Genomic DNA, 23,079 nt, shown 5'->3' with positions numbered 1-23,079 from the left:
TACCCTCATTTCTCTACGCCCAGCAGCCTGCTGCCGTCCGTCATGATTTCCTGGATAATCTCCTCACAGGTCTGCTCCTTATGTATGAGACCGGCGATCTGTCCGGCCATCACAGTGCCGCCTGTTACATCCCCCTCCATAACCGCCTTTCTGAGAGACCCCAGGGTAAGCTGCTCCAGCTCCTCCAGTCCGGCTCCTTCCTTTTCCAGACGCACATATTCTCTTGTCATCTGATTGCGGATGCAGCGGATGGGGTGCCCGTGTGACATCCCTGTCACTTCCGAATCGATATCCTTCGCCCGGATAATACGCTCCTTATACTTCTCATGGGTGATAGCTTCCTTCGCCACGCAGAAACGGGTGCCCATCTGCACTCCCTCTGCTCCCAGCATAAAGGCTGCCGCAAAGCCTCTCCCGTCACCGATGCCCCCTGCTGCAATTACAGGAATAGACACTGCATCCACTACCTGAGGCACCAGCGTCATAGTGGTGGCAGAGCCGATATGGCCGCCGGACTCCATGCCTTCCGCCACCACAGCATCCGCCCCCGCTCTCTCCATCAGCTTTGCCATGGCAACGCTGGCAACCACCGGAATTACCTTTACCCCAGCTTCCTTCCAAAGAGGCATAAACTGCGCCGGGTTTCCCGCGCCGGTGGTCACTGCCTTTACGCCTTCCTCCACAACGATCTGCGCCACCTGGGCAGCGTTAGGATTCATCAGCATTACGTTTACGCCAAAAGGCTTATCCGTCAGCTTTCTGGTTTCTCTGATCTGCTCTTTTACTACCTCCGGGGGTGCGCTGGCAGCTCCGATAATCCCAAAGCCTCCGGCGTTGGACACCGCCGCAGCCAGATGGCATTCCGCCACCCAGGCCATACCGCCCTGAAGAATAGGGTATTTGATTCCAAGTAATTCGGTGATACGTGTTTTCACAATCTGCCTCCTGCTCTCAACATCCGCCTGCGCGGTTCTTACTTCTGCATCCGCCCTGACGGACGCTTTACTCCACACCCTTACTCTTCATATATTCCATAAGATCGCCCACTGTGGATATTTTTTCCAGATCCTCAGAGGGAATCTCAATGCCGTACTCCTCTTCAAAGGCCATAACAAGCTCAAACAGATCCAAGGAATCCGCATTCAGATCCTCCTTAAAGGAAGAGCTCTCCGTAATCTCTACGCCTTCCAGATTTAACTGCTCTGTAATAATCTCTTTTACTCTTTCAAACATGTTTATTCTCCTTTATTCTATGTTTCAAATTATTTGATATTCAAAGTATATGAGGTGAAAAAGAATTTGTCAAGAAGAATCTGTCAGAAAAACAGCACCAGCGGCATGATCCAAAGGGGACCTATGCCGCCGGCACATCTTCTAATACCCGTTTACAATTTCCTGAAGGGCTTTTGCCTGCTCTTCAATGAGCTTGCTGGTCCGGGAGTTTTCCCCTGCAATGGAGGAGTTTTCCTGTACCACGCCCGCAATCTGCCCAAGGCCCTGGTTCACCTGCTCTATGGTGCCGGCCTGGGTTGACATTTTCTCATTGATACTGTTAATGTTTTCCCTTACCTGATTCATCAGATTTACAATTTCCTGCAGGGTTCTGTCCGTTTCTTCCGTAATTTCATTGCCGTTTTCCACCGCCTGAAGAGTCGTTTCAATCAGCTGTCTGGTATCCTTGGCAGCTTCTGAGCTCTGGGCCGCCAGCTTTCCGATCTGATCGGCCACAACGGCAAAGCCCCGGCCCGCTTCTCCGGCCCTGGCCGCCTCAATGGAAGCGTTTAACGCAAGGAGGTTTGTCTGCTCCGCAATCTCTTCAATGGTGGATATAATGCGGTTTACTTCCTGTGAGGTCTCATTGATTTTCTCCATGGCTTCAATGAGTTTTTCCATCTGCCTGCTGCCCGCCTGCAGATCATTGTCCGCCTGTATGGTCTGCTCCGTCGTCTTGTCCAGACTTTCCGCATTCAGCTTGGTGTGGTCTGCAATCTCCCCAATGGTAGCCGCCAGCTCCTGGATGGCGGCAGTCTGCTCATTTGCACCGTCCGACAGCTTATAAGCTCTTTCCGAGGAATCCGCAGCATATTCCACAAGCCTGCTGCAGGCCTCCTCCGCATGGGAAATCAGCTCCTGCTGCATATGTATGGCGCTCTGCAGGGTGGTAATGTCCTGCACCACCTCAATATGCCCGCAAAGCTCTCCGTTTTTATCGTACAGCTTATTCACATCCACCATGTAGTCCGACCCGTTCTGGTCGAAATAGGTTTCCGTGATTCCTCTGTTTAAGCATGTGATTCCGCAGTCCTGGGTGTTACAGATTTTTGCCCCCCAGCTGCTGCAATGCTTTCCTATGCTGTCCGCTCTGGTGATATGCAGCATTTCCTCCACCGGCTTATTGATAAAGGTCCATTTCATGTCCTTATCTGTCACCGAGATGGGAAAAGGAATGGCATCCAATATACTTTCATACCAGAATTTCTTTTCTTCAAATTCCCTTTCCATTCTCCTGCAGCGCACAAGCATCACCGCCGCAGAGCACAAGCACACTGCAGACACAATGAACAGAAAAATTAAAAGCCCCAACATAATTTCCTTCTCCTTTCGTTAATATTTTCATTTTATTCCCTTTTTTCCATTCTTTCAACTATTTTTCGCCGCAAAAAAACGCCTTCGGCATTTCCTCCGAAAGCGTTTCTTCCGCTGCAGCCCAATCCTCCAAAAGGAGCTTAAAGCGTTCCCTGAGTAAAGAGGCTTCTCACGTGATCTACCTCTTCCTGCGTCGCCTTGCCTGCAGGCACATAATAAGATTTTTCTCTTGCAATCTGATAGAGTTCCTCCTGTGACTGCTCACAGGCATTGCGCATCTGCTTTAACGTCTGTTTCAATTCTTTATTTTCCGACTGGGCAATCATCCCCGCATAGCGGACAAGCTCCCCATTGATACCCGCCAGGGTATCTGCTACCATTGTTTTTTCCTGCATCTGCATTGTTTCCCTCATTTCTGCCCGTCCTGGGCGCAAACCTTTTACTGCAAAAATTTCATAAGCTGCTGTTTGTTGTCCATGGCCGATCTGGCGCCCTTTTCAAAAAACTGTTTGATCTGGGTATCAGTGGCCTCTTTGGCATATTCCTGCATTTTACAGTGGGTAGTGTCAAATCCGCCGATCAGATGGCGCAGATTCTGCAGATCCAATTCTGAAATATTACTCATATCCATAACCTCCTGATTTTTTTTACGAGGTTATTGTTCACAAATCCTCCGGAAAGTATGCAGTATTTTCTTAAATAAAATTGGCAAACAAAGAGACGCCCGCTACAGTCATAATACCCGCCGCCACAATGGACAGACTGCTCATGGCGCCCTGAATTTCTCCCAGCTCCATCGCCTTTGTGGTTCCCATGGCGTGGGCTGAGGTTCCGATGGCCAGTCCCACGGCCACAGGCTCCTCAATTTTGAAAAGCCGGCACACCCCGTCGGCAATCATGCTCCCAAAAATTCCGGTGATGCAGATGGCCACCACCGTGATGGTCACAATCCCGTCCATTTTTTCGGAAATTCCCATTCCAATGGCCGTTGTGATGGATTTGGGCAGAAGGGTCACATACTGCTCATGATTCAGACCAAAGAAAAGGCTCAAAACAAAAATGCTCACCATGGCCGCAAGCACCCCTGAAGCAATTCCCCCGATAATGGCCCTGGGATATTTTTTCAAAAGCCCGAGCTGCCTGTAAAGGGGCACCGCCAGACTGACCGTAGCAGGCGTCAAAAGAAAGCTGATGTGGGAAGCCCCCTGGGCATAAATCTCAAAATCAATGGAAAAAACAAGCAAAACTGCGATTACCAAAAGGACCGCCACAAGCAGCGGATTTGCCAGAGCGCTTTTCGTCTTTTTCCTTACAAAAAGTCCGATTTCATAGCAGACCAGACTAAGGGCTGCCCCAAAGAAAGCTGACTGGGTTAATATTTCCTTCACTCTGCCTCCTCCTCTCCTACTGTTTTGTTCAGATTTTCCCTGGCCCTTTGGCTTCGAATCAGTCCCTGGGACACTCTTCCCGTGACCACCATAATCAATATAGTGGTCACTACGATAATCACAGTCAAGGGAAGCAGCAGCTCTCTCATGGCCTCCCAGCTTGTCATTATGCCCGCCATGGCCGGAATGAATAAAACAGGCATAATTTCCACCAGAAAATCCGCAGCCCCCTCCACTGCCTTTAAGGGAATGATTTTCGTAACCAGTCCCGCTAACAGCAGCACCAGTCCGTAAATACCGGCAGACACCGGGAGGGGAATCAGATATTCCAAAAGCTCTCCCAGAAAAGAGATGCTCAAAATTACGGAAAATTGTCTTAAGTATTTCATGGCCTTTCTCCTTACATCTGGTGCCTGACTACGCCGTACTCATCGTCCATGCGAAAATAAGGACATTCTCTCTGGTTTCCCGATAAGAAACGGTACATTTCATCCTCATCCAGATTCACCAGACAGGTGAAGCATTCATAATCCTCGTCATAAATGTAATTTACACACATATCACAGCTGGTTTTCGCCATTTTTTCCACACTCCAGATATTGATAAATCTCCCTTTTTCCCACACCTCTGTCCTTTGCCACCTGCTTCATAGCCTCTTTGCGTTCCATCCCCTTTGTCAGATAAAAGCTCATATGCTCCTCTATGCTCATGCTCTGCCACTGGGCAATCTCTTCCTCCCGTTTGTGGGCAAGGCTTCGTCCCTCAAGCACCAGCACATATTCCCCCCGGGGCGCATTTTCCCTGTAATGGGCCAAAGCGCCCGAAAGCGTGGTGGAAACCACTGTCTCGTACCGCTTGGTAAGCTCCCGGCACACCGCAAGCTTTCTGTCTCCCAGCACTTCAAAAAGCTCCTCCAGGGTGTGCACAAGGTGATGGGGCGCTTCATAGAGAATCATGGTGCGGCTTTCCTCCTTAAGCTCCTCCAAAACCGCCCTTCTCTCCTTTTTGTCTGCGGGAAGAAATCCCTCAAAGCAAAACCTTCTTGTGCTCAGTCCCGACAAGGTAAGCGCTGTAATGCAGGCAGCGGGCCCCGGAAGAGACGTCACCGTAATTTCCCTTTCCCGGCACATTCTAACCAGTACTTCTCCCGGGTCCGAGATGGCCGGGGTGCCTGCATCCGTGATCAGCGCAATATTTTTCCCCTCCAAAAGCAGCGCTGTCAGCTGCTTTGCCTTCTCCACCTTGTTGTATTCATGATAACTGGTCATAGGGGTATGAATGTTAAAATGATTCAACAGCTTGATGCTGTTGCGTGTATCCTCCGCGGCGATCAGGTCCACCGCCTTTAACGTCTCCACCACACGGGGCGTCATGTCTCCCAGATTCCCTATGGGAGTTGCACATAAAAACAACGTTCCTGTCATAAATCTCACCTCTATGCGCCTTATCCCCGGAAGCAGACGGCGCTTCAATATCCATACACATCATAAATCTCCGGTGTGTAAACCCCAGGCTTTTCATATACAATCAGAGGTTTTTCCACCGCCAGCCTGGGCCGCCCGCCCCTTACGGCCTCCAAAAGAACCATGTTGGGCTCCTTGTCCACATAAGGATACACCAGCCGCATGCGTTTGGGCTCCAGCTTATATTGTGACAATATCGTCATAATTTCTGCCAGCCGGAAGGGTCTGTGTACCATGAAAAAATGTCCTCCCGGCTTTAACAGCTTTCCCGCCTGTCTGACCACATCCTCCAAGGTACACAAAATCTCATGACGGGCAATGGCCTTGGGCTCCTCGGGATTGGCAAGACCATGACTGCCTATCATATAGGGCGGATTGCAGGTAATACAGTCAAAAGAAGCAGACGGGAATATTCGGTCTGCTTCTTTGATATCTCCTGTTATAATGTCTATCTTATGTGACAAACCGTTCAGGGCAACGCTTCTTCTGGCCATATCGGCGCTCTCTTCCTGTATCTCCAGCCCCGTCAAATGGGCACATTGGGTTTTGGCCTCCAGAAGAATGGGGATGATTCCTGTTCCCGTCCCCAAATCCAGCAGAATGTCTCCCTTTCCTGCGCGTACAAAGCCTGACAGCAAAACAGCGTCCATGCCGAAACAGAATTTTTCAGGATTCTGGATAATACGGTAGCCGTTCCTCTGCAATTCATCCAATCGTTCCTTATCTTTCAGCTCCACTGTCATTGCGTTTTGTTTTTCCTTCCTGCCTTGCCCTTCCTTCCTGTCTGGGTCTTCTCTCCTGTCTTGCCCGTCCTTCCTGTCTGGGCCTTCCCTCTTGCCTTGTTCTGCCTTCCGGCTTCCCCTTTTCCTCCGGTCTGGACTTTCCTTCCTGCTTTCCCTTCTCTTCCGGTCTCTCCTCCTGGTTTTCCTGCTGCTCTTCCTTTTCCAGGCGCTCCAGCTCCTTCATTTCCTCTTTTGAAAGCTCTAATTTTTCCTTCTTTCCATGCCTTCTCTTGAAGCGCAGCCTGTCCACCTCATATTCCCGTATTTCTTTTTCGTCGCCGATATCCACGACCACTTTTACCAGCTGACGCAGCACATTCACACTCTGCACCTCGCCTTTAAGGCCATCGTCCGTGGTTACATAATCTCCCAGATTTGGCAGTCTTCGGTTCAGCTCCTCGTAGGTCTCCTGTTCATTCTTCAGGCAGCACATCAATCTTCCGCAGACACCTGAGATTTTCGAGGGATTTAAAGACAGATTCTGCTCCTTTGCCATTTTGATGGACACAGGAACAAAGTCAGACAAATAGCTGTGACAGCAAAGGGCCCGTCCGCAGATGCCGATGCCCCCCACAATTTTCGTCTCGTCCCTGACTCCGATCTGGCGCAGCTCTATCCTTGTCTTAAATACGGAGGCCAGGTCCTTTACCAGCTCTCTAAAGTCGATTCTTCCGTCCGCAGTAAAATAAAAAAGCACCTTGTTATTGTCAAAGGTATACTCTGCGTCGATCAGCTTCATCTCCAGACCATGCTTCCGGATTTTCTCCTGGCAGATTTTAAACGCCTCTTTTTCCTTTACCTTATTGGCCGCCTCCTGCTCCATATCCCGCTTGTTTGCAATCCGCAGCACCGGCTTTAAGGGCTGTACCACCTTATCGCTTTCCACCATTCCCGGCTCCGAAACCACCGTTCCAAATTCTATTCCTCTGGCAGTTTCCACGATCACATGGTCCCCGCGCTTTACCTGAAATTTTACAGGATCAAAAAAATATATTTTTCCCGCCGTGCGGAATCTTACTCCTATTACCTTTATCATATATATGCTCCCATCTGCGCGGCTTGCGCGCCAAAACCAGGGTGTACTTCTCCATCGAGTGCTATTTTAACATACTTTTCAGCAAATGACCACTGTTTTATACGGTTTGCATTTTGCAGGCCATAAAAAGGGGGTTGCTTGTGACGCTGCGTAATATATTATAATGCAAAAAAGGAGGCAAAACCTATGGCAAAATATACAGCAATCCCCCAAGGCTATATGACCGTTGGCGAAGCAGCTAAAAAAATGGGCGTTACCGTCCGCACCCTGCAGTATTACGATAAAGAAGGGCTTCTTTCCCCCTCTGCGGAAAGCTCCGGCGGACGCAGGCTCTATACGGATAAGGATTTTGTCAAGCTGCACCAGATCTTATCCTTAAAATCTCTGGGCTTTTCTCTGGAGGATATCAAAAAGCGGCTGATCTCCCTGGACACCCCGGCGGATGTAGCCGAAGCCCTTACAAAGCAGGCTGATGAAATACGGTGCAAAATAGAGCAGCTTTCGGAAACCTTAACGGCCATTGAACAGCTGAAGGCAGAGGTTTTACAGATGCAGTCTGTAGATTTCAAAAAATACGCGGATATTATCGTAAATCTGCAGATGAAAAATGAATTTTACTATCTCTTAAAATGGTTTGACACAGAAACCCTGGATTATATCCGCAGCCGTTTTGATAAGGAGAGCGGGCTGGACTTTTTGGAGCGGTTCCAGCGTTTAAGCAATGGCCTTCTGCAGCTTGAAAAGGACGGGATACCTCCCGAAAGTGAAGAATGCCAGCAGCTTACCGGCACCTACTGGAGCCTGATTCTGGAATTTACCGGCGGGGATATGAGTCTTTTGCCCAAGCTGATGGAAATTGGCAGCTCCATAAAAAACGAGCCAGGCGGTCAGTCCCAGATTACAGGGGCTTATCTGGAATCGGCCTTGCATATCTACTTTTCGAAGCTTGGCGTAAATCCTTTTGATGGAGTGTCACAAAATGAAGATTGAAATGAAAAGCGCAGTGGAAGTAAGGGGACTGCAAAAAAGCTATGGCAGTCATGTGGTGCTGAAGGGGCTTCATTTCCATATTCGGACAGGAGAAATCTTTGCCCTTCTGGGCGTCAACGGCGCAGGCAAAACCACTACGCTGGAGTGTATTGAGGGGCTTCGGGAATATGATGAGGGCACCATCACCGTAAACGGAACCATGGGAATTCAGCTGCAGTCCTCCTCCCTTCCTGCCCATATAAAACCGATGGAGGCTGTGAGGCTGTTTGCAGCGTGGAACCGGGTAACGCCTGACCGGTCCATGCTGAATGCCCTTGGCATAAAAGAAATAGAAAAGAAGCAGTACTTACAACTGTCCACAGGGCAGAAAAGACGGCTCCATCTGGCTCTGGCACTTATTTCCTCGCCTGATATTCTGTTTCTGGATGAACCCACAGCCGGACTTGACGTGGAAGGACGGCGGTCTCTTCACAGCCAGATTCGTGCTTTAAAGGCCCAGGGGAAAACCATCGTACTGGCAAGCCACGATATGGCAGAAGTGGAAACTCTTTGCGACAGAATTGCTATTTTAAAGGAAGGGGAACTTGCATTTTGCGGCACCCCCTCCCAGCTCACCGATCTGGTGGGCAGACAGTTTACCATACAGCTGAAAACAAGGCAAGGCACAAAAATCCATAAAACCAGAGATGTAGCAGACACGCTGTTATCCTTGCTTGCCCAGGAAAAGAAAAAAGGCATCGAGGTACTGGACATCAAAGTAGACAGAGGCACACTGGAAGAACATTTTATGGAATTGACAGGAGGAGTGAAATCATGAGAGCTTTTCTTTATGGCGCAGTTTTACAGTGGAAATTGGATATCAGAAGCAAGTCCCTGCTGGTCACCTGCTATCTCGTTCCCCTGATATTTTTTGCGCTGATGGGAGGAATCTTTACTTCGATAATGCCGGATATGAAGGACACCTTGATTCCCGCCATGATTGTGATGGGAGTTTCCATGGGCGCATTTATCGGGCTGCCGCCCTCTTTGGCTGAAACCTATGGAAGTGATATAAAGAAAATATACGCGGCAAACGGAGTGCCCCTCTGCTTTGGATGGGCCGCCATGTATCTTTCCGCATTCATCCATCTTTTTCTGATGTGCCTCATTATACTTCTGACTGCGCCAATGGCTTTTGACGCAGCGCTGCCTTCAGACCTTCCCTTGTTTTTTGCCGCCCTTTCCATTTACATTGCCGTATCCCTAAGCGTTGGCAGCGTTCTGGGCCTGACGATAAAAAATCAGTCCAAGCTGACCATGGCTGCACAGCTTTTATTCCTTCCATCCATTATGCTGTCCGGAATTATGTTCCCCATTGGACTCCTGCCAGGGCCCCTTATAACAGCAGGAAAAATTTTCCCCGCCTTTTGGGGATACAGACTGATGCTGGACAATGGATTTCTGCCACAGAATTTATGGTACTTATCCTTTGTGTTTTTGATTACTGTTTCTTTTTGTGTCATATTACTAAAGGGTCTTCGGAGACCACCCCAAAGACCCTTCTGACTTTATAGGAACCTTTTACACTGTCCAAAAAAACTCTATTTTTCCTTCTTTTTCGGCCTTTTGGGCTGGTACAAAATGTTGGAGCAGTCCGGCGGCCAGCCCGTGTTTTTCATATCTGCCTGAAATTCCGCAGCCTTTTTCACTGCTTTCCAAATACTCTTCTTTCCGTTATTCATTCTCTTCCCTCCCTTCTGTCCTCAGACCATTTTCAGTCTTTATCTCCTGTTTTGCTGCCTTTGCCAGGCACAGCAAAAATCCACAGACCGTCATTCCCAATATGGCGCTGCAAATCCATTCCTGCGGCGCACCCACAAGCTGTAAAAAACCAACTGCAAGGATTTCTCCTGCCAGCACGAGACGTGAACGCCTTTTATACCATCTCATTTCCTCCGGATCAAAATTAAGATTGGGATGATTGACCGGCGCAAAAGCAAACACTGCTACAGCGGACAAAACCAGGCACAACACTCCTGCCTGCTGCCAGCGGACCAAAAGCGGCAGAAATCCCTTCATGACCGCCAGATAGACAACCATTGTCCCCAGAAAGCACCCTCTTTCCGTGGCTGCGTGATATCCGCCCGTTCTTCCCCGCAAGGTAAAGAAAAAGGCCAAAAACCACAGTCCCGGCACAAAAGTTCCTATAAGCAGAGACAGCCCAAGCAGCGCTGTGTAGCTCACTGTCTTTCCCACCAGCCTTCCCAGGCCATATTCGTAAATTTCCCTGTCCTGTTCCTCCAAAAGCCGGTTTCTGATCAAGCCGTCCGTCAGGTAGGTGACAACTCTTTCCACAGGAAGTCCCCCTTCCACATTGTTTTCCCAAGCCGGGTCTTTTTTTTACACTATCGCCCGCATTCCTCATAAAAAAAGAAAGCTCCAAGACATGGCGGCCAGAATCATCGTTTTTACTTCTATGGTGTTCCGGCAGAATTCCCCTTTTACCGCTTCTGCCATGTCTTGCACTTTCTTTATTTTATATAACATATTATTTCAAATTTGATAATAGCTTTTGCACAAAACGTCCATTTTCAGCGCAAAACGGACAAATTTCCACCTTCAGACATTTCAGGAGACATCGTGACATTCGCGCTGAGTATGATGGTGTAAGTAAACCAGCCGTCCTGATAACGGCATTCTCCTTCCCCATGGTATTTTGAAATGATTTCCTTTATATTGCTCATGCCGATGCCGTGGGCCAGCTTATCCTCCTTTGTAGTTTCAGCCACCTGATCCGTGACCTTGACTTTATCCTGCACTCTGTTGCTGACCACCAGCACAAAGCTTTCTCCCCGCCTTGCCATTTTCAGACGCAGTGTTCTCTCCTCTTCCTTCTGGATTTTTCTGCAGGCCTCCATGGCATTTTCCAGAAGATTCGACAGCAGTACAACCGTATCCGACTCCTGCAGCGGAAATTTTTCCATGTTTCCCAAGCTCATCACAAAGGTGATTTTCTCCCGCATGGCCTCCCGCAGCTTCTGGTTTACAATAATATCTATAATATCATTTCCCGTCCTTACCGAGTTGTCCTCCTCTATGTGCTTTTTCCATATCTGTTCCACATAGTGCAGGGCCTCCTGTGTCTTTCTTTCCTGCAAAAGCCCCTGAATGCAGCCTATATGGTTCTTAAATTCATGGGTGTTCCTGCGCTGGTCCCTGTACGCATTTTCCATGCTGTCATACAGCTTTAACTGCCCTCTGGCCTTTTCCTGCATCAGGCGGTATTTTTGATTTTCCTTCTCCTTCTGTATGATATCCCGCATACTGAAATAAAAGAACACATTCATCAGCATCAAGTCAAAGGAAACTACCAGCGCCGTGTTTTCCCGGCACTGCTCGTCCAGCAGAAGAAATACCAGGGCAACTACCGAAAACAGATTAAACGCCAGGAATCTCCACCATTCCTTTCTCCCCAGATCATAAAATATTTTATCACGGGAGAATATCCTCCTCAGCCACACAAACAAGAAAAACTCAAGCGTTTTTGCCAGGACTGTCACCACTGTAATATACGTGTCTGATGTATATATTACATGCCATCTATTTAAAATAAGACTTTCTATCAAGATGTAGAGAATAAAATCGCAAATGGTAAGCACCACCACAAATCCCACAATCACCAGACACATTTTCAGCAAGTGCGCCCGATAACGCAGCTGCATGAAAATCAGATATATAAGCATGGTGACCATAATTTTTAAGATAAGAAATTCTCGTAATCCCTTTGCATTGAGTGTGCACATACTGCACATCAAAAAGCCAAAAAACGCCGTCTGCCAAAAATTCCATCTTCCTCTTTTCTCAAAAAATATACTGATAAAAACATCACAGGAAATAATGTCCATCAGGCACAGCAGCATGGTCTGCATGATTCCACTCATCAAATCTCCTCCATGGCTTTCATATATTCCTCCCGCACCCACTGAAATTTATCCTTAGGGATGGGCAGGAATTGTCCGTTTGCCAGAGTGATCTGATACCGTTTCATGCTTTCCACAAACTGCATATTCACCAGATAGCTTTTATGTACTCTGCAAAAACCATACTCCCTCAGGCGTTTTTCCAGATCACTTAAGTTTCCGTACATTTCATGCTGCTTCTTTGCCTCACCTTGCATATGGAAATACAGTTTATGCCCAAAGCTTTCTACATAAAGAATATGCTTTACCCGTATATTTCTGGCTCCGTCTGAAAATTCCAGAAAAATACTTGCGTTTACCTTGTCTATTTTCTCCAGCAGGGCCCAAATGCACTCCCGCATCATGGCTTCCAAATCGTCCTTCAGCAGGAAACGAAACGCTTCAGCCTGATACCCAGCCAGCACATAATCCATGTATGCGGTCACAAAGATCAAAAGAATATCCGGGTTCTTCTGCTTGATCTGAAAGGCAATATCCAATCCGCTGCAGTCCTGCATATTAATGTCGAGAAACACAGCCTGACATTTCGCCAGCAGCTTCTCCTGCTCCAGCAGCTTTGTGCCGGAGGAGAAAGCATACAGCTCCACATCGGTTACTCCTGCCTTCTCAAGGTTCTCCTGGACAAGGGTCTTTACTTTTTCCAGATAAAAGGTTTCGTCATCACATATCACAAACTTCTTCATACGGCCTTATTCCTAAAACAGGTTTCTTTTGTTCAATTCCCCTAAAAACACACTCCTCCCCTTTATACTATGCTCTAATCGCATCGTTCCCCCTCATTGCCAAAGCATTCACAGAACCTTGCCGCAAAGGAAGGCGGCTCTCCCTTGGCGTACAGATGCGAAGTGTCCCCAAAGGACAACATTCGAAAGCTGGCAATCCCCTTCCTTCGTTCCTCAGTAGCCAGCGTGGTCACCGAGGAGGGCGCCGCACACAAGCCATGCCACAGCACCATGGGAGAAATATTCAGCAGGTGGCTGAGCAGTACACAGGCAACGCCAAAATGACAGAACAAAACAATGGTATCATTATTCGGCCTCTCTGCCCGGTAAAAGTGCCCTTCCCTATAATAGCCGTGGCGCTTAAGCAGCTCGTCCAGACACCCTGTCACCCACTTATATTCCTCCCCTACCTGGCTTTGTCTAAAAATTTCCGTATCCTGCCAGGTATCATATTTAAAATACGTTTCCTCCTGCATCCAATCCTGAGGCAGCCAGTCCCAGGCAATGGTTCTGTGAGACGTCACATCCGGCCTGCTGATATCCGGCTGAAATTCTCTGAGCCATTCACATTCCTCCGCCCTGGCATTTACTTTTTTCAAAGTGCAGGACGCCGTATCCTTAGCTCTGCCTAAGGGTGATACGTAAAAAGCCTTCACGGGAAGCCGTGAAAGCCTTTCAGAAAGATATTCCGCCTCTCTCCAGCCTTTTTCCGTCAATGAGTCAATCGAATAGTCCGGGTCTGCGTGTCTTACGATCAATATTTTCATTTAGCCGTTCTCCTTAATTTCCATCATCAGAAGCTCCATGGTCAATTCAAAATTTACATTGGCATTCAAACGGTTTTGGGCCTTTTCCAGGGCCTCCAAAACACTCTCGATTCCCTCATAGCTGCTTCTTCCCGCCGCCGTGCGCAGCGCCTGAATCTCCTCCTTAAACACCAGATGGTTCACATCGTTGGTGGCTTTAAACAACAGCACATCACGATACCACACTGCCATGATATCCAGATAATCATTGACCTCCATCTTATACTCTGTAATCTTTTTGATGGCCGCTATAATCTCCCATAGCTCCATATCCCTTGCGTATTTTAACAGCGAGACAGCCTCTGACTTTACCTTTTCAAAATCCTCGCTGGCTGCCAGGGCCTTTGCCTTTCCCATGTTTCCCCTGGCAAAAGCTGCGCACACCTCCGCTTTATAATCCGGCACCTTAAGCTGCTCCATCAAGTATTTCTTGATCAGCTCATCCGGAACCGGCTTCATAGTCAGCACCACACAGCGGCTTACAATAGTGGGTAAAAGCCCGTTCACATTGCCTGCAAGCAGAAGAATCACCGCATACTCCGGCGGCTCCTCCAGTGTTTTCAAAAGCGCATTCTGAGCCTGTACGGTCATTTTTTCCGCTTCACTCACAATATAAATTTTTTTGGGGCCGCTGTAGGGCTTGATGCCCACATCACTGTTAATCTGGCTGCGGATATCCTCAACGCTTATGGTTGCAGGCTTTTCGTGAACCACATGGATGATATCCGGGTGGTTATCCGACAATGCCTGTCTGCAGGAATGGCACTGCTGGCAAGGCTCGATTCCTCCCTTTTCACACTGCAGCGTCATGGCAAATATTCTTGCAATAAACTCCTTGCCCGAAGATTTTTCACCGCTTATGATATATGCGTGGGAAACCTTATCTCCTGAAATGGCGGCCTGCAGATGCTCTTTTATCTGCTCCTGTCCTATAATATCCCGAAATGCAGCCATGCTTCCACCCCCTTTTCTTATGTAAAGATATCCAGTAAAAGTCCTCTGATCTCTCCGATCTTGTTTAGAATCGCCAGATGATCCTGCTCATCCTTCATAAGCTCCTGCGCCAGCTGATCCAGATTCTCATCCACAAGCCGGATAATTCCATAAACTCTGTGCCGTCCCCTTCTGTCCAGGAAATTTTCTCTGGAAAAGACATGGGAACGGGTAACAACCTCATTTAAAAATTCCTTTACCAGCCCCCGGTAATGCTTCATATCCTTTACATCCCGGCGTTTGGAAAGCTTTTCCCCTTCCATGGTAATCTGTTCCATAAGGGTCTGGAGTCTGGCCTGCAGCTCTGCCTCCTCCACATGACTGGCCAGGGTAAACTTAAAGCTTCCATCCTCCGGCGGCTTTGAGACAGCCTGCTCCACCGGCTGGCTTGCCGTCACCTGATTTACCTTGATATCCACGCGCTACCTCCTTCGTGCGCTTCCCTGTGCAGAGGACATATTTTAACAGACCTTTTTAATCCTTTGCCTCTGCGATATACGCCTTGATCTCCTTTAAGCAGCTTGGCAGATCATCATTGTAAAAGCATCTGGTTATGCCCGCCTCCTTTTTCTTTTCCTCAGAAAAATCTATGCTGTCTGCCAGGAACCTCCGGCACATCTCCTCATATCCCGGAGACTCCTGCTGTTTTTCCCTGTCCAGAGCCCTCTGGAGGCGCACACCATCGTTTAATTCTATCATGATGGGCAGTACCCTTTCCGCACCGAAATATTCCTTGATATTCCGGTACGCCTCCAGTGTGCCTATCATAATATAATTCTCCCTGGCAAGCTGTATCTGCCCGTCATCCACCGTGAAGTATCTCCACAGTCCGTAATAGGTCTGATAAGCCCTCTCCTCAATGATTTTGTTTTCCTGCTTCAGCCGCTGATAATCTGCTTCACTGGCAAAGAAATATTCTCTGCCGTTCTTCTCTCCTGCCCGGATGGGCCTTGTAGTGTAGGGGACAATCGTTTTTAACCCAAGGGCATCCTCTGCCAAAAGCTCCTTAAAAATAGTATCCTTTCCCGTAGAGCTTTTCCCCATAAGACATATGATCTTACCCATCTGCTACACAACCTCTACCACATGGATCATATCTGTCTTTCCTGCAATACCCAGGGGCACTCCCGCAGTTATGACAACTGTGTCGCCAGTCTTGATCAGACCTGCCTGCTTGCTCTTAAATACAGCCTCCTCAAACAACGCATCCGTAGTCTGCTCCTTTTTGATCAGCACAGGACTCACGCCCCACAAGAGATTCAGCTGTCTGCATACCTTTTCATCCAGCGTGCACCCGATGATGGGGCAGGCAGGCTTGTAACGGGCAATCATGTTTGCCGTAAAGCCGGACATTGTGACGGTTATGATGGCATCCGCCTTCAAATCCATGGCCACACTGCAGGTTGCGTAAGAGATTGCCGTGGTAATGTCAGGCGTTTCCGTACGCTCCCCCTGTCTCTTCTGCATTCTGGAACGATAGTCAATGTCCTGCTCCGCACGCTCTGCAATTTTAGCCATAGTCTTTACGGCCTCCACCGGGTAAAGTCCCGCCGCGCTTTCTCCCGACAGCATGATAGCAGTGGTACCGTCATAGATAGCGTTTGCAATATCCGTAGCCTCCGCTCTTGTGGGGCGGGGATTCTTGATCATGGACTCCAGCATCTGCGTGGCTGTGATGACATGCTTACCCCGGGCCACTGCCATCTTGATCATTTTTTTCTGGAGAATGGGAACCTCTTCCATAGGCACCTCCACTCCCATATCGCCTCTTGCCACCATGATTCCGTCCGATACCTCCAGAATTTCCTCCAGATTATCGATTCCCTGCATGTTTTCAATTTTGGCGATGATCTTCATCCTGCTGCCCCGTTCTTCCAGGATTTTTCTTACCTCCAGAATGTCCTCCTTTGTGCGGGCAAAGGAAGCCGCCAAAAAGTCGAAGCCGTGCTCTGCGCCGAAAATAATGTCATCTCTGTCCACAGCGCTGATGTAAGGCATGGAGAGGATGGCCCCCGGCACATTCACTCCCTTATGGTTGGACACATAGCCCCCATTTATCACCCGGCAGACAATGTCATTTCCGGTTATCTCCTCCACCCGCATCTCAATAAGACCGTCATCAATCAGTATAGTGGTTCCTGCCTGGATATCATGCTTCAAATTTTTGTAAGTGATGGTGGCCCGCTCCGTTGTCCCAAGCACCTCATCCGTGGTCAGGACAAAGGTCTGGTCTGCCAAAAGCTCCACCTTCCCCCCTTCAAAATCCTTCAGACGGATTTCAGGCCCCTTGGTATCCAAAAGAGTGGCTACCGGCAGTCCCAGTTCTTTCCTCACCCGCAGCACTCTGTTAAATTTGGCAAGCTGCTCCTTATGGGTTCCGTGTGAAAAATTAAACCTGGCTACGTTCATTCCCGCAAGCATTAACTCACGCAGACGCTCCTCGCTCTCACTCGCAGGTCCGATGGTACAGATAATCTTTGTTTTTCTCATAACATTTATTCCTTTCCAGCTTATATATCAAGCACTTTTATTTGATAAGATTTTCCCCTTCCCACAATTCCCTGAACGGTCAGTCCCTGCTCCAAACAGAGCCTGATCCGCCTGTAGGCTTCCTCGCTGATTTGCTCTCCCGGCACAAGTATGGGAATCCCTGGTGGAAACAGATTGATAAACTCTGCCGCTGCTTTTCCCCGGGATGCTTCTAAAGGAATCAGCTTCGCCTTCATGTCCCACGCTCTGGTCAGGGGAATCACCCCGCCGCTGTTTTCCGGCAGGCCGCTCTCCCCCGGCGGTCTATGCTCTGCCAGTGAGCCATGCTCCTCCGGCGGCCTGGTCTCTTCCGGCCGCTTCTCTTTCTGTTCATACGCTGCCGCCAGCTGGCTGTCTATCTCAAGTAACGCCGCCGTCATGCGCTCATAGGCTTCTGCTGGGTCCGCTGCCGTAAACATGGCCAGACAATAGCTTCCTTCCGCCATTTCAAGCTGCAGATTATATTTTTGTATCAGAATATCATATAAATCCTGTCCCGACAATTCTGTTTTCCTGGTTGAGATAACCAGCTTTCCTATATCCTGTCTGCCATCCCCTTTTGCAGATATCCACTGCAGACATCTGCACTGGGAAAGCCTTTCCTCCATTTGAAAATATTGACGTGCAAATTCGCTGAAAAGCTCTCTGCCTTTCCGTTCCACAATTTCCAGGGCGTCGTCTATGCCCGCCAGCAGTACATAGGATGGGCTGCTGGACTGGTAAATATGCAGAAATCTCCTGAGCTTATCCCTGTCTATTCTGCTTCCGTTTACATGAAGAAGCGCCGACTGGGTCAAAGCAGGCAGTGTTTTATGTACACTGTGAATCACAAGATCAGCCCCACAGCTGCAGCTGTTGGGGGCAAAATACTCCGAAAATCCCAGATGCGCGCCGTGAGCCTCATCCACAATCAAGGGAATTCCTCTCTTGTGAACAATTTCCGCGATTGTCTTCACATCCGCTATTCTGCCTTCATATGTGGGAGACACCAAAAGCACCGCTGATATCTGGGAATCCCGCTCCAGGCCTTCTTCCACCTGTCTGGGGGTCACTGCGTCATAGATGTCATATCCAGGAAGCAGGCTGGGATACAGATAAGAAATTTTCAGGTTTCGCAGATACGCCGCGTGATAAGCAGACTTATGACAATTACGCGCCATAAGAATATGACCGCCTTGCGGGACTGCAGCGCTGACGGCGCTTAATATACCGCCGGTACTCCCATTGACCAGATAAAAGCTTTCCTCCGCCCCGTACAACACTGCCGCCCTCTCCTGCAGCGTTTTCAGAATTCCTCTTGGATCGTGAAGATTATCAAAATCACCTATTTCCGTTATATCTATCTTCACGATTTCCCCTGGCAGGTCTCCCATCTGGCGCCTCTTGTGCCCTGGCATATGATAGGGGTAATTCCCGTTTTTTCCATATTCCTCTAATTTCCGATATAATTGTCCCAATTATCCGCCGCTCTCTTCCTGACAGTCTTTCCCTGGCCTTTGCAGAATTTCCAAAGCTGCGCCATGGCCTCTGTGCAGACCAAAGGTTTCCAGCAGGGAACACCATTTGTCCGCCGCCGTCACAATCCATGCTTCGCGGCACATGGGAGGCACCACTGTAAGCGGCCACATATGCTTCTTGATAATGTCCTTTTCCCTGGGGGTTAAGGAGTACTCCTTTGACGCATTGGCAAGGGCCCGCCCTGGATGGTAAAACCCATGTAGTCTGTGAGGATTTTGAGAATCCTTTTTATGCCAGTCATATAAAAAATAGTCATGCAGCAAAGCTCCCCGAATCATTTCTTCCTGCCTGCACACAATCCCAAGCCGCTCACTGATGGCAATGCTGTATCTTGCAACATTCATGCTATGTGCATTCACCGTCATATTTCCATGCTGAATATACCGCTTGGTGGAATTAAAATTGGGGGATTTCAAAATATCTCCAGCCGCAGCCCTAAGCTGTCTGTGCAGCTTTCTGTGGCGTTCAAAATGTCTTTTCCATGCCTCTGCTCTTTTTTGGGAACGCCGCCCCAAAAATCTCTCCGCCATTGCATTCCTCCTTCCTGCTTTCCGGTTACACAAATGCGCCCTCACATAAAGGACTTAATAATAATAGCATATCACAGGAAACCCTGTAGATACATACTCATAAATTTGTGCCGCCTTGTCCAATGGAAGGTTGACACAGCCATGGGAACCGTTTGTGATATAAATGCTTCCCCCGAAGCTGCTGCGCCAGGTGGCATCGTGCATGCCGATATTTCCGTTAAATGGCATCCAGTAATTAACGGGAGTTTCATAATCCTCGCCCCGCAGCACAGCGTTTCGCGTTTTATAAGTGAGGCCAAATACGCCCGGAGGAGTCATCCTGCCGCTTTTTGTCATATCACCAGATACGAAGTCCGATTCCAGTACAATTTCGCCTTCCCAAAACAAGTACAAATGCTGATTGGACAAATCAATCTCCACATAAGAATCCCCAATATCATCGCTCCCCTTGTTCGCCCCCCTGCTGGTATATAAAGGCTCTTTCTCCAGCACACTTCCCTGATAAATCAGCTGAATCAGCTCCTGACTTTCCCCCTCTCTGTCCGTCCTCCAGCCGTATCCGCCACTTGGCAGCGTAAGCTCCGTCCCCAAAGCCGTTGTAAACTTTCTGTTTTTGCCATAAGTGTCCAATTCTCTTGCGGTGTCAGCAACAAACTCCTCCACCGCCTCTTCATCCAATACAGGCTCTTCCCCCTCCAAGGATATCCACTCCTTAATCTGCTCCCCGTCTACAACAATCTGAGTGCCATTCCAATCATAGGTAATGCAGGTGCTTACCCATGTGTTCATTGTACTGCAGGCTTCCGTAAGCTGCGCATCCTCCGCTTTCACCGAAGCCTCCACATAGCAGCCCGTCTCCTCTAATGAAACGGCATTTTCCCCGGCCGCAACAGCCTCCGAAATGCTTTTTACAGCAGCATCAGAGTCAAGCAGTGTGCCTTCTGTTTCCGGTATAATTTCATAGCCCTTCTCAGAATATTCACTGATATACGCATTCTGGGGCGCTGTCATGTTCTTCTCCTGAAATGCCTCCCAGCTCTTTAGCGTTTCCTCTAAAAGCTCCTCCTCAAAGGTATAGCTTCCGGCCAAATCATGGCGGTATGCTTTTCCTCCCAGCACCGCCTGTATCCAAAGCAAGGAATTCTGCTGAGCTAAAAGCGTCTGCAAAGCTTCCTCGGTGCCCTGTGACGTAAACCCAATATCCTGCGCTTCAATTACGCCTAAAACCTCCTGCCGGCCTTCCGTTTTGCTCCTTCCGGTCACCTCCAATGTGTAGCTTTGCGCCTGCCCGTCCAACAGTAAAGCAGCCTGGGCCGCATCTAAATTACTGCAGTTTATCTGGTTAATATACGTATTTGGCAAAAAATGCGACTGATAATATATGGCAGTTCCCCCATATGCCAGGAAAAGCAATGCAAGCAAAACGCTGACTGCAAAAGCAGCTATGCGCCGTCTTTTTTTCTTTTTCTTTCCGGATGTCTTTCCTGTTTGTTTTTGCGCTTCTGCATCCTGCTGCAATGTTTCCGTTTTCTGCTGGAGCGCTTCCTCTTCCTGCGTCCGTACCGTGCTTTTCTGCGCCTGCTTTTGATCCTCTATTTTTGTCTGGCTCATGACGATTCTCCCATACATCCTGCGTATGTAAAATTATTATATTGAAATTCAATTCATTATACCATTTTATAAGGAAAAAAAATAGCACTAAAAGGCTAAAAATCAACCTTTTGTGCTACTCTCAAAATACTGCCTGAACCAGTATCATATAAAAAACCGTTCCAGCTCCAATACTCAGCAGAGTACTCTTTTTCCACAGATGAAGGACAGCCACCAACGCAACAGCCAAAAATTCCGGCAAACCTCTGCTTCCCTCCAGCAAATTGATGTCTTTCAGACAGTAAACAACAAGAATTGCCATAATGGCAGGAGGCAGCACCTTTCCCAGATACTGCACCGTTGCCGGCACCTCCTTTCTCCCTCCCAATATCCAGAAGGGCAAGGCCCTGGTCAGCACTGTACAAAGCGCAACTACACCGATAATTGCTAATGAATGTCCCATTTTTTCCTGACTCCCAATAATATTAACGCCGTCAAGGTCAATGCCGGCAGCAAAAAGCTTTCCGCCCCCAGCAAAATCAGGCAGATAACTCCAATCACGCCCCCTATGATCGCCGGTCTATGTTCCCTGCTGTCCATCCATTGATTTAAAACAATGACTACAAACAAAGCTGTCATGGAAAAATCAACACCAGTAGTATCAAAGGTAATCAGCTGACCGATAACAGCTCCCAGCACCGATCCTGTTATCCAATATAATTGGTCAAACAAGGCAATGAAAAAGGAAATGTTTTTCTCGTCCAGTCCCTGAGGTGTTTTCAACCCACATAGCACAGAATAAGTTTCATCTGTCAGGGAAAACACCATATATGGGTACTTTTTCCCCATGCCTCGAAACTTTTCAATAAAAGAAAGTCCATAAAATATATGCCGTCCATTTACAAACACTGTCATGGCAGCCGCATAGAGCAGGCTGGCTCCGCTGGTAAGCAGCGTTACCAAGACAAACTGCATACTGCCTGCATAAATAACCACACTGCAAAAAAATGCCCACCAAAAGTTATATCCTGCATTCTGCAGCATCAGGCCAAAGGCAATCCCTAAAAACAAATAACCCAGCATAACCGGCACTGACTGTGCAAATGCAAACCGTATTTCTTTCAACCGCTTATTTTTCATCGTCTGCTTATTCCATATGGAATCGGATTCCATACGGAATCGTATTCCATTTATACCTTTACATGAAAAAAAAGCACTTTCATGCTTTTTTCTTTTTTCCCTGGTGAATGAGGCATCGGGGATTCTGAACCCACGGGGTTCGAATCATCTTCTTCCCTGGTTAGTGAGGCATCGGGGATTCTGAACCCACGGGGTTCGAATCATCTTCTTTCCTGATTAATGAGGCATCGGGGATTCGAACCCCGGACAACTTGATTAAAAGTCAAGTGCTCTACCGACTGAGCTAATACCCCATGCGCAACATATTTTTGTATATTGCAAATGCCCAGAACCGGAATCGAACCAGTGACACGAGGATTTTCAGTCCTCTGCTCTACCAACTGAGCTATCTGGGCATTGAGTAGCGGGGACAGGATTTGAACCTGTGACCTTCGGGTTATGAGCCCGACGAGCTTCCAGACTGCTCCACCCCGCGTTATTTAATTATTATGCTTCACTTAAAGCAAATGGATGGAGGTGGATTCGAACCACCGAAGCAATTTGCAGCAGATTTACAGTCTGTCCCCTTTGGCCACTCGGGAATCCATCCATATGGAATTGTATTCCATAGAGCCGATGATCGGACTCGAACCGATAACCTGCTGATTACAAATCAGCTGCTCTGCCAATTGAGCCACATCGGCACACCCTACTTTAGGCACCTAATCTAAAATCAGTGCACTCTACAAAGCAAATGGGGCCTATAGGGCTCGAACCTATGACCCTCTGCTTGTAAGGCAGATGCTCTCCCAGCTGAGCTAAGACCCCATAAGGATAAATCTATCCTGCGAAGCACCTCTTCGCTACGACCCAGATCGGACTCGAACCGACGACCTTCGCCGTGACAGGGCGACGCTCTAACCAACTGAGCCACTGGGCCATTTTCCAGATACAAGTAATCATAAATCCTATGAAATCAAAATTACATTGTACCCTCAAAACCGGACACTGGATCTTTCCACGCTTCCCGCAGGACTCCGGAACCTCACGCCCCGGAACCTTATGGAA

Annotated in this window: 27 protein-coding genes, 7 tRNA genes and 1 pseudogene; 3 read left to right on the top strand and 32 right to left on the bottom strand. The window is 48.4% G+C overall.

What is annotated here, in order from left to right; translation table 11 throughout:
* Positions 1-5 precede the first annotated feature (5 nt).
* From fabK to SHK35_RS00800, 11 genes and pseudogenes are all read right to left on the bottom strand, one after another.
* The gene (fabK, locus tag SHK35_RS00850; protein ID WP_318703193.1) at positions 6-1,013 is read right to left on the bottom strand and encodes an enoyl-[acyl-carrier-protein] reductase FabK; all 1,008 of its coding nucleotides are present in this window, start codon (positions 1,011-1,013) and stop codon (positions 6-8) included.
* Positions 1,003-1,233 (bottom strand): acyl carrier protein, encoded by a 231-nt coding sequence (gene acpP / locus SHK35_RS00845; protein WP_318703194.1) that lies wholly within the window; start codon positions 1,231-1,233, stop codon positions 1,003-1,005. Before acpP ends, fabK begins: the two co-directional genes overlap by 11 nt.
* A gap of 141 nt (positions 1,234-1,374) precedes the next feature.
* On the bottom strand, positions 1,375-2,586 hold the full coding sequence (locus tag SHK35_RS00840) for a methyl-accepting chemotaxis protein (RefSeq protein ID WP_318708086.1): 1,212 nt from the start codon (positions 2,584-2,586) through the stop codon (positions 1,375-1,377).
* A gap of 140 nt (positions 2,587-2,726) precedes the next feature.
* A complete protein-coding gene (locus SHK35_RS00835) occupies positions 2,727-2,981 on the bottom strand; it encodes a spore coat protein (protein ID WP_318708185.1) in 255 nt (84 codons plus the stop codon).
* A gap of 44 nt (positions 2,982-3,025) precedes the next feature.
* Positions 3,026-3,211 (bottom strand): hypothetical protein, encoded by a 186-nt coding sequence (locus SHK35_RS00830; protein WP_318708085.1) that lies wholly within the window; start codon positions 3,209-3,211, stop codon positions 3,026-3,028.
* A 70-nt stretch (positions 3,212-3,281) separates the two neighbouring features.
* Positions 3,282-3,974, bottom strand: coding sequence for an LrgB family protein (locus SHK35_RS00825; protein WP_318708083.1), 693 nt, complete (start codon positions 3,972-3,974; stop codon positions 3,282-3,284).
* Positions 3,971-4,363 carry a CidA/LrgA family protein gene (locus tag SHK35_RS00820; RefSeq protein WP_318708081.1) on the bottom strand — a complete coding sequence of 131 codons (393 nt, stop codon included), beginning with the start codon at positions 4,361-4,363 and terminating at the stop codon, positions 3,971-3,973. The genes SHK35_RS00825 and SHK35_RS00820 overlap by 4 nt, the downstream gene beginning before the upstream one ends.
* An 11-nt stretch (positions 4,364-4,374) precedes the next feature.
* Positions 4,375-4,554, bottom strand: a complete 180-nt coding sequence (locus SHK35_RS00815; RefSeq protein ID WP_318703199.1) for a DUF6472 family protein — start codon at positions 4,552-4,554, stop codon at positions 4,375-4,377.
* Positions 4,535-5,398 (bottom strand): 16S rRNA (cytidine(1402)-2'-O)-methyltransferase, encoded by an 864-nt coding sequence (gene rsmI / locus SHK35_RS00810; RefSeq protein ID WP_318708080.1) that lies wholly within the window; start codon positions 5,396-5,398, stop codon positions 4,535-4,537. Before rsmI ends, SHK35_RS00815 begins: the two co-directional genes overlap by 20 nt.
* A gap of 44 nt (positions 5,399-5,442) precedes the next feature.
* Positions 5,443-6,180, bottom strand: a complete 738-nt coding sequence (locus SHK35_RS00805; protein WP_318708079.1) for a tRNA1(Val) (adenine(37)-N6)-methyltransferase — start codon at positions 6,178-6,180, stop codon at positions 5,443-5,445.
* 169 nt (positions 6,181-6,349) lie between these two features.
* Positions 6,350-7,255: pseudogene (locus tag SHK35_RS00800) on the bottom strand (PSP1 domain-containing protein); the annotation flags it as partial.
* A gap of 186 nt (positions 7,256-7,441) precedes the next feature.
* Between SHK35_RS00800 and SHK35_RS00795 the strand changes: the two are divergent.
* From SHK35_RS00795 to SHK35_RS00785, 3 genes are read left to right on the top strand one after another with little or no spacing between them, the layout of a single operon-like run.
* Positions 7,442-8,245 (top strand): MerR family transcriptional regulator, encoded by an 804-nt coding sequence (locus SHK35_RS00795; protein WP_318708078.1) that lies wholly within the window; start codon positions 7,442-7,444, stop codon positions 8,243-8,245.
* 1 nt (position 8,246) lies between these two features.
* Complete coding sequence (locus SHK35_RS00790; RefSeq protein ID WP_318703222.1) at positions 8,247-9,062, top strand: ABC transporter ATP-binding protein; 816 nt, start codon at positions 8,247-8,249, stop codon at positions 9,060-9,062.
* The gene (locus SHK35_RS00785; protein WP_318708076.1) at positions 9,059-9,790 is read left to right on the top strand and encodes an ABC transporter permease; all 732 of its coding nucleotides are present in this window, start codon (positions 9,059-9,061) and stop codon (positions 9,788-9,790) included. The genes SHK35_RS00790 and SHK35_RS00785 overlap by 4 nt, the downstream gene beginning before the upstream one ends.
* Before the next feature lie 35 nt (positions 9,791-9,825).
* Here the strand turns inward: SHK35_RS00785 and SHK35_RS00780 are convergent, their stop codons facing one another.
* The 21 genes from SHK35_RS00780 to SHK35_RS00680 all read right to left on the bottom strand — a co-directional run bounded on the left by SHK35_RS00780 (position 9,826) and on the right by SHK35_RS00680 (position 22,951).
* Complete coding sequence (locus SHK35_RS00780; RefSeq protein WP_318708075.1) at positions 9,826-9,966, bottom strand: AgrD family cyclic lactone autoinducer peptide; 141 nt, start codon at positions 9,964-9,966, stop codon at positions 9,826-9,828.
* Positions 9,959-10,579 (bottom strand): accessory gene regulator B family protein, encoded by a 621-nt coding sequence (locus SHK35_RS00775; RefSeq protein WP_318708073.1) that lies wholly within the window; start codon positions 10,577-10,579, stop codon positions 9,959-9,961. The genes SHK35_RS00780 and SHK35_RS00775 overlap by 8 nt, the downstream gene beginning before the upstream one ends.
* Positions 10,580-10,815: 236 nt before the next feature.
* On the bottom strand, positions 10,816-12,165 hold the full coding sequence (locus SHK35_RS00770) for a sensor histidine kinase (RefSeq protein WP_318708072.1): 1,350 nt from the start codon (positions 12,163-12,165) through the stop codon (positions 10,816-10,818).
* Entirely contained in the window at positions 12,165-12,887 is a 723-nt protein-coding gene (locus SHK35_RS00765) for a LytR/AlgR family response regulator transcription factor (RefSeq protein WP_318708070.1), read from the bottom strand. Before SHK35_RS00765 ends, SHK35_RS00770 begins: the two co-directional genes overlap by 1 nt.
* Positions 12,888-12,961: 74 nt before the next feature.
* Positions 12,962-13,693, bottom strand: a complete 732-nt coding sequence (locus SHK35_RS00760) for a histidine phosphatase family protein (RefSeq protein WP_318703209.1) — start codon at positions 13,691-13,693, stop codon at positions 12,962-12,964.
* Positions 13,694-14,686, bottom strand: coding sequence for a DNA polymerase III subunit delta' (gene holB / locus SHK35_RS00755; protein ID WP_318708069.1), 993 nt, complete (start codon positions 14,684-14,686; stop codon positions 13,694-13,696).
* Positions 14,687-14,703: 17 nt separating this feature from the next.
* Positions 14,704-15,144, bottom strand: coding sequence for a YaaR family protein (locus SHK35_RS00750; protein ID WP_318703211.1), 441 nt, complete (start codon positions 15,142-15,144; stop codon positions 14,704-14,706).
* A 55-nt stretch (positions 15,145-15,199) separates the two neighbouring features.
* Complete coding sequence (locus tag SHK35_RS00745; protein WP_318703212.1) at positions 15,200-15,790, bottom strand: guanylate kinase; 591 nt, start codon at positions 15,788-15,790, stop codon at positions 15,200-15,202.
* Between the two features lie 3 nt (positions 15,791-15,793).
* A complete protein-coding gene (gene pyk / locus SHK35_RS00740; RefSeq protein WP_318708068.1) occupies positions 15,794-17,215 on the bottom strand; it encodes a pyruvate kinase in 1,422 nt (473 codons plus the stop codon).
* Between the two features lie 20 nt (positions 17,216-17,235).
* Positions 17,236-18,711, bottom strand: a complete 1,476-nt coding sequence (locus tag SHK35_RS00735) for an aminotransferase class I/II-fold pyridoxal phosphate-dependent enzyme (RefSeq protein ID WP_318708066.1) — start codon at positions 18,709-18,711, stop codon at positions 17,236-17,238.
* A complete protein-coding gene (locus SHK35_RS00730; protein ID WP_318703215.1) occupies positions 18,712-19,302 on the bottom strand; it encodes an HD domain-containing protein in 591 nt (196 codons plus the stop codon).
* A gap of 54 nt (positions 19,303-19,356) precedes the next feature.
* A complete protein-coding gene (locus tag SHK35_RS00725) occupies positions 19,357-20,913 on the bottom strand; it encodes a L,D-transpeptidase family protein (RefSeq protein ID WP_318708064.1) in 1,557 nt (518 codons plus the stop codon).
* Between the two features lie 121 nt (positions 20,914-21,034).
* Positions 21,035-21,355, bottom strand: coding sequence for a branched-chain amino acid transporter permease (locus SHK35_RS00720; RefSeq protein ID WP_318703217.1), 321 nt, complete (start codon positions 21,353-21,355; stop codon positions 21,035-21,037).
* Positions 21,340-22,032: an AzlC family ABC transporter permease gene (locus tag SHK35_RS00715; protein WP_318708063.1), complete on the bottom strand. Its 693-nt coding sequence runs from the start codon at positions 22,030-22,032 to the stop codon at positions 21,340-21,342. Before SHK35_RS00715 ends, SHK35_RS00720 begins: the two co-directional genes overlap by 16 nt.
* A gap of 220 nt (positions 22,033-22,252) precedes the next feature.
* Positions 22,253-22,325: transfer RNA gene (locus SHK35_RS00710), tRNA-Lys, on the bottom strand.
* 29 nt (positions 22,326-22,354) lie between these two features.
* Positions 22,355-22,427, bottom strand: a tRNA-Phe gene (locus SHK35_RS00705).
* Positions 22,428-22,433: 6 nt separating this feature from the next.
* Positions 22,434-22,507 (bottom strand) — tRNA-Met (locus SHK35_RS00700).
* Between the two features lie 32 nt (positions 22,508-22,539).
* Positions 22,540-22,621, bottom strand: a tRNA-Tyr gene (locus SHK35_RS00695).
* Positions 22,622-22,642: 21 nt separating this feature from the next.
* Positions 22,643-22,715: transfer RNA gene (locus SHK35_RS00690), tRNA-Thr, on the bottom strand.
* 51 nt (positions 22,716-22,766) lie between these two features.
* Positions 22,767-22,839 (bottom strand) — tRNA-Val (locus tag SHK35_RS00685).
* A gap of 38 nt (positions 22,840-22,877) precedes the next feature.
* Positions 22,878-22,951, bottom strand: a tRNA-Asp gene (locus SHK35_RS00680).
* Positions 22,952-23,079: the final 128 nt, after the last annotated feature.

The organism is Candidatus Acetatifactor stercoripullorum (genome assembly GCF_944382095.1).
In the GTDB taxonomy this organism is placed as follows: domain Bacteria; phylum Bacillota; class Clostridia; order Lachnospirales; family Lachnospiraceae; genus Acetatifactor; species Acetatifactor stercoripullorum.
This window is presented reverse-complemented; position numbering and strand designations above follow the sequence as displayed.

Excerpts from the sequence above, each read along its gene's own strand:
- holB (WP_318708069.1), bottom strand. The coding sequence starts at position 14,686 with ATGGCTGCATTTCGGGATATTATAGGACAGGAGCAGATAAAAGAGCAT.
- SHK35_RS00725 (WP_318708064.1), bottom strand. The coding sequence starts at position 20,913 with ATGAGCCAGACAAAAATAGAGGATCAAAAGCAGGCGCAGAAAAGCACG.
- SHK35_RS00785 (WP_318708076.1), top strand. The coding sequence starts at position 9,059 with ATGAGAGCTTTTCTTTATGGCGCAGTTTTACAGTGGAAATTGGATATC.
- SHK35_RS00830 (WP_318708085.1), bottom strand. The coding sequence starts at position 3,211 with ATGAGTAATATTTCAGAATTGGATCTGCAGAATCTGCGCCATCTGATC.
- SHK35_RS00840 (WP_318708086.1), bottom strand. The coding sequence starts at position 2,586 with ATGTTGGGGCTTTTAATTTTTCTGTTCATTGTGTCTGCAGTGTGCTTG.
- acpP (WP_318703194.1), bottom strand. The coding sequence starts at position 1,233 with ATGTTTGAAAGAGTAAAAGAGATTATTACAGAGCAGTTAAATCTGGAA.
- SHK35_RS00815 (WP_318703199.1), bottom strand. The coding sequence starts at position 4,554 with ATGGCGAAAACCAGCTGTGATATGTGTGTAAATTACATTTATGACGAG.
- SHK35_RS00760 (WP_318703209.1), bottom strand. The coding sequence starts at position 13,693 with ATGAAAATATTGATCGTAAGACACGCAGACCCGGACTATTCGATTGAC.
- SHK35_RS00780 (WP_318708075.1), bottom strand. The coding sequence starts at position 9,966 with ATGAATAACGGAAAGAAGAGTATTTGGAAAGCAGTGAAAAAGGCTGCG.
- SHK35_RS00770 (WP_318708072.1), bottom strand. The coding sequence starts at position 12,165 with ATGAGTGGAATCATGCAGACCATGCTGCTGTGCCTGATGGACATTATT.
- SHK35_RS00795 (WP_318708078.1), top strand. The coding sequence starts at position 7,442 with ATGGCAAAATATACAGCAATCCCCCAAGGCTATATGACCGTTGGCGAA.
- SHK35_RS00715 (WP_318708063.1), bottom strand. The coding sequence starts at position 22,032 with ATGAAAAATAAGCGGTTGAAAGAAATACGGTTTGCATTTGCACAGTCA.
- SHK35_RS00790 (WP_318703222.1), top strand. The coding sequence starts at position 8,247 with ATGAAAAGCGCAGTGGAAGTAAGGGGACTGCAAAAAAGCTATGGCAGT.
- SHK35_RS00720 (WP_318703217.1), bottom strand. The coding sequence starts at position 21,355 with ATGGGACATTCATTAGCAATTATCGGTGTAGTTGCGCTTTGTACAGTG.
- SHK35_RS00765 (WP_318708070.1), bottom strand. The coding sequence starts at position 12,887 with ATGAAGAAGTTTGTGATATGTGATGACGAAACCTTTTATCTGGAAAAA.
- SHK35_RS00745 (WP_318703212.1), bottom strand. The coding sequence starts at position 15,790 with ATGGGTAAGATCATATGTCTTATGGGGAAAAGCTCTACGGGAAAGGAT.
- SHK35_RS00730 (WP_318703215.1), bottom strand. The coding sequence starts at position 19,302 with ATGGCGGAGAGATTTTTGGGGCGGCGTTCCCAAAAAAGAGCAGAGGCA.
- SHK35_RS00805 (WP_318708079.1), bottom strand. The coding sequence starts at position 6,180 with ATGACAGTGGAGCTGAAAGATAAGGAACGATTGGATGAATTGCAGAGG.
- SHK35_RS00835 (WP_318708185.1), bottom strand. The coding sequence starts at position 2,981 with ATGCAGGAAAAAACAATGGTAGCAGATACCCTGGCGGGTATCAATGGG.
- pyk (WP_318708068.1), bottom strand. The coding sequence starts at position 17,215 with ATGAGAAAAACAAAGATTATCTGTACCATCGGACCTGCGAGTGAGAGC.
- rsmI (WP_318708080.1), bottom strand. The coding sequence starts at position 5,398 with ATGACAGGAACGTTGTTTTTATGTGCAACTCCCATAGGGAATCTGGGA.
- SHK35_RS00820 (WP_318708081.1), bottom strand. The coding sequence starts at position 4,363 with ATGAAATACTTAAGACAATTTTCCGTAATTTTGAGCATCTCTTTTCTG.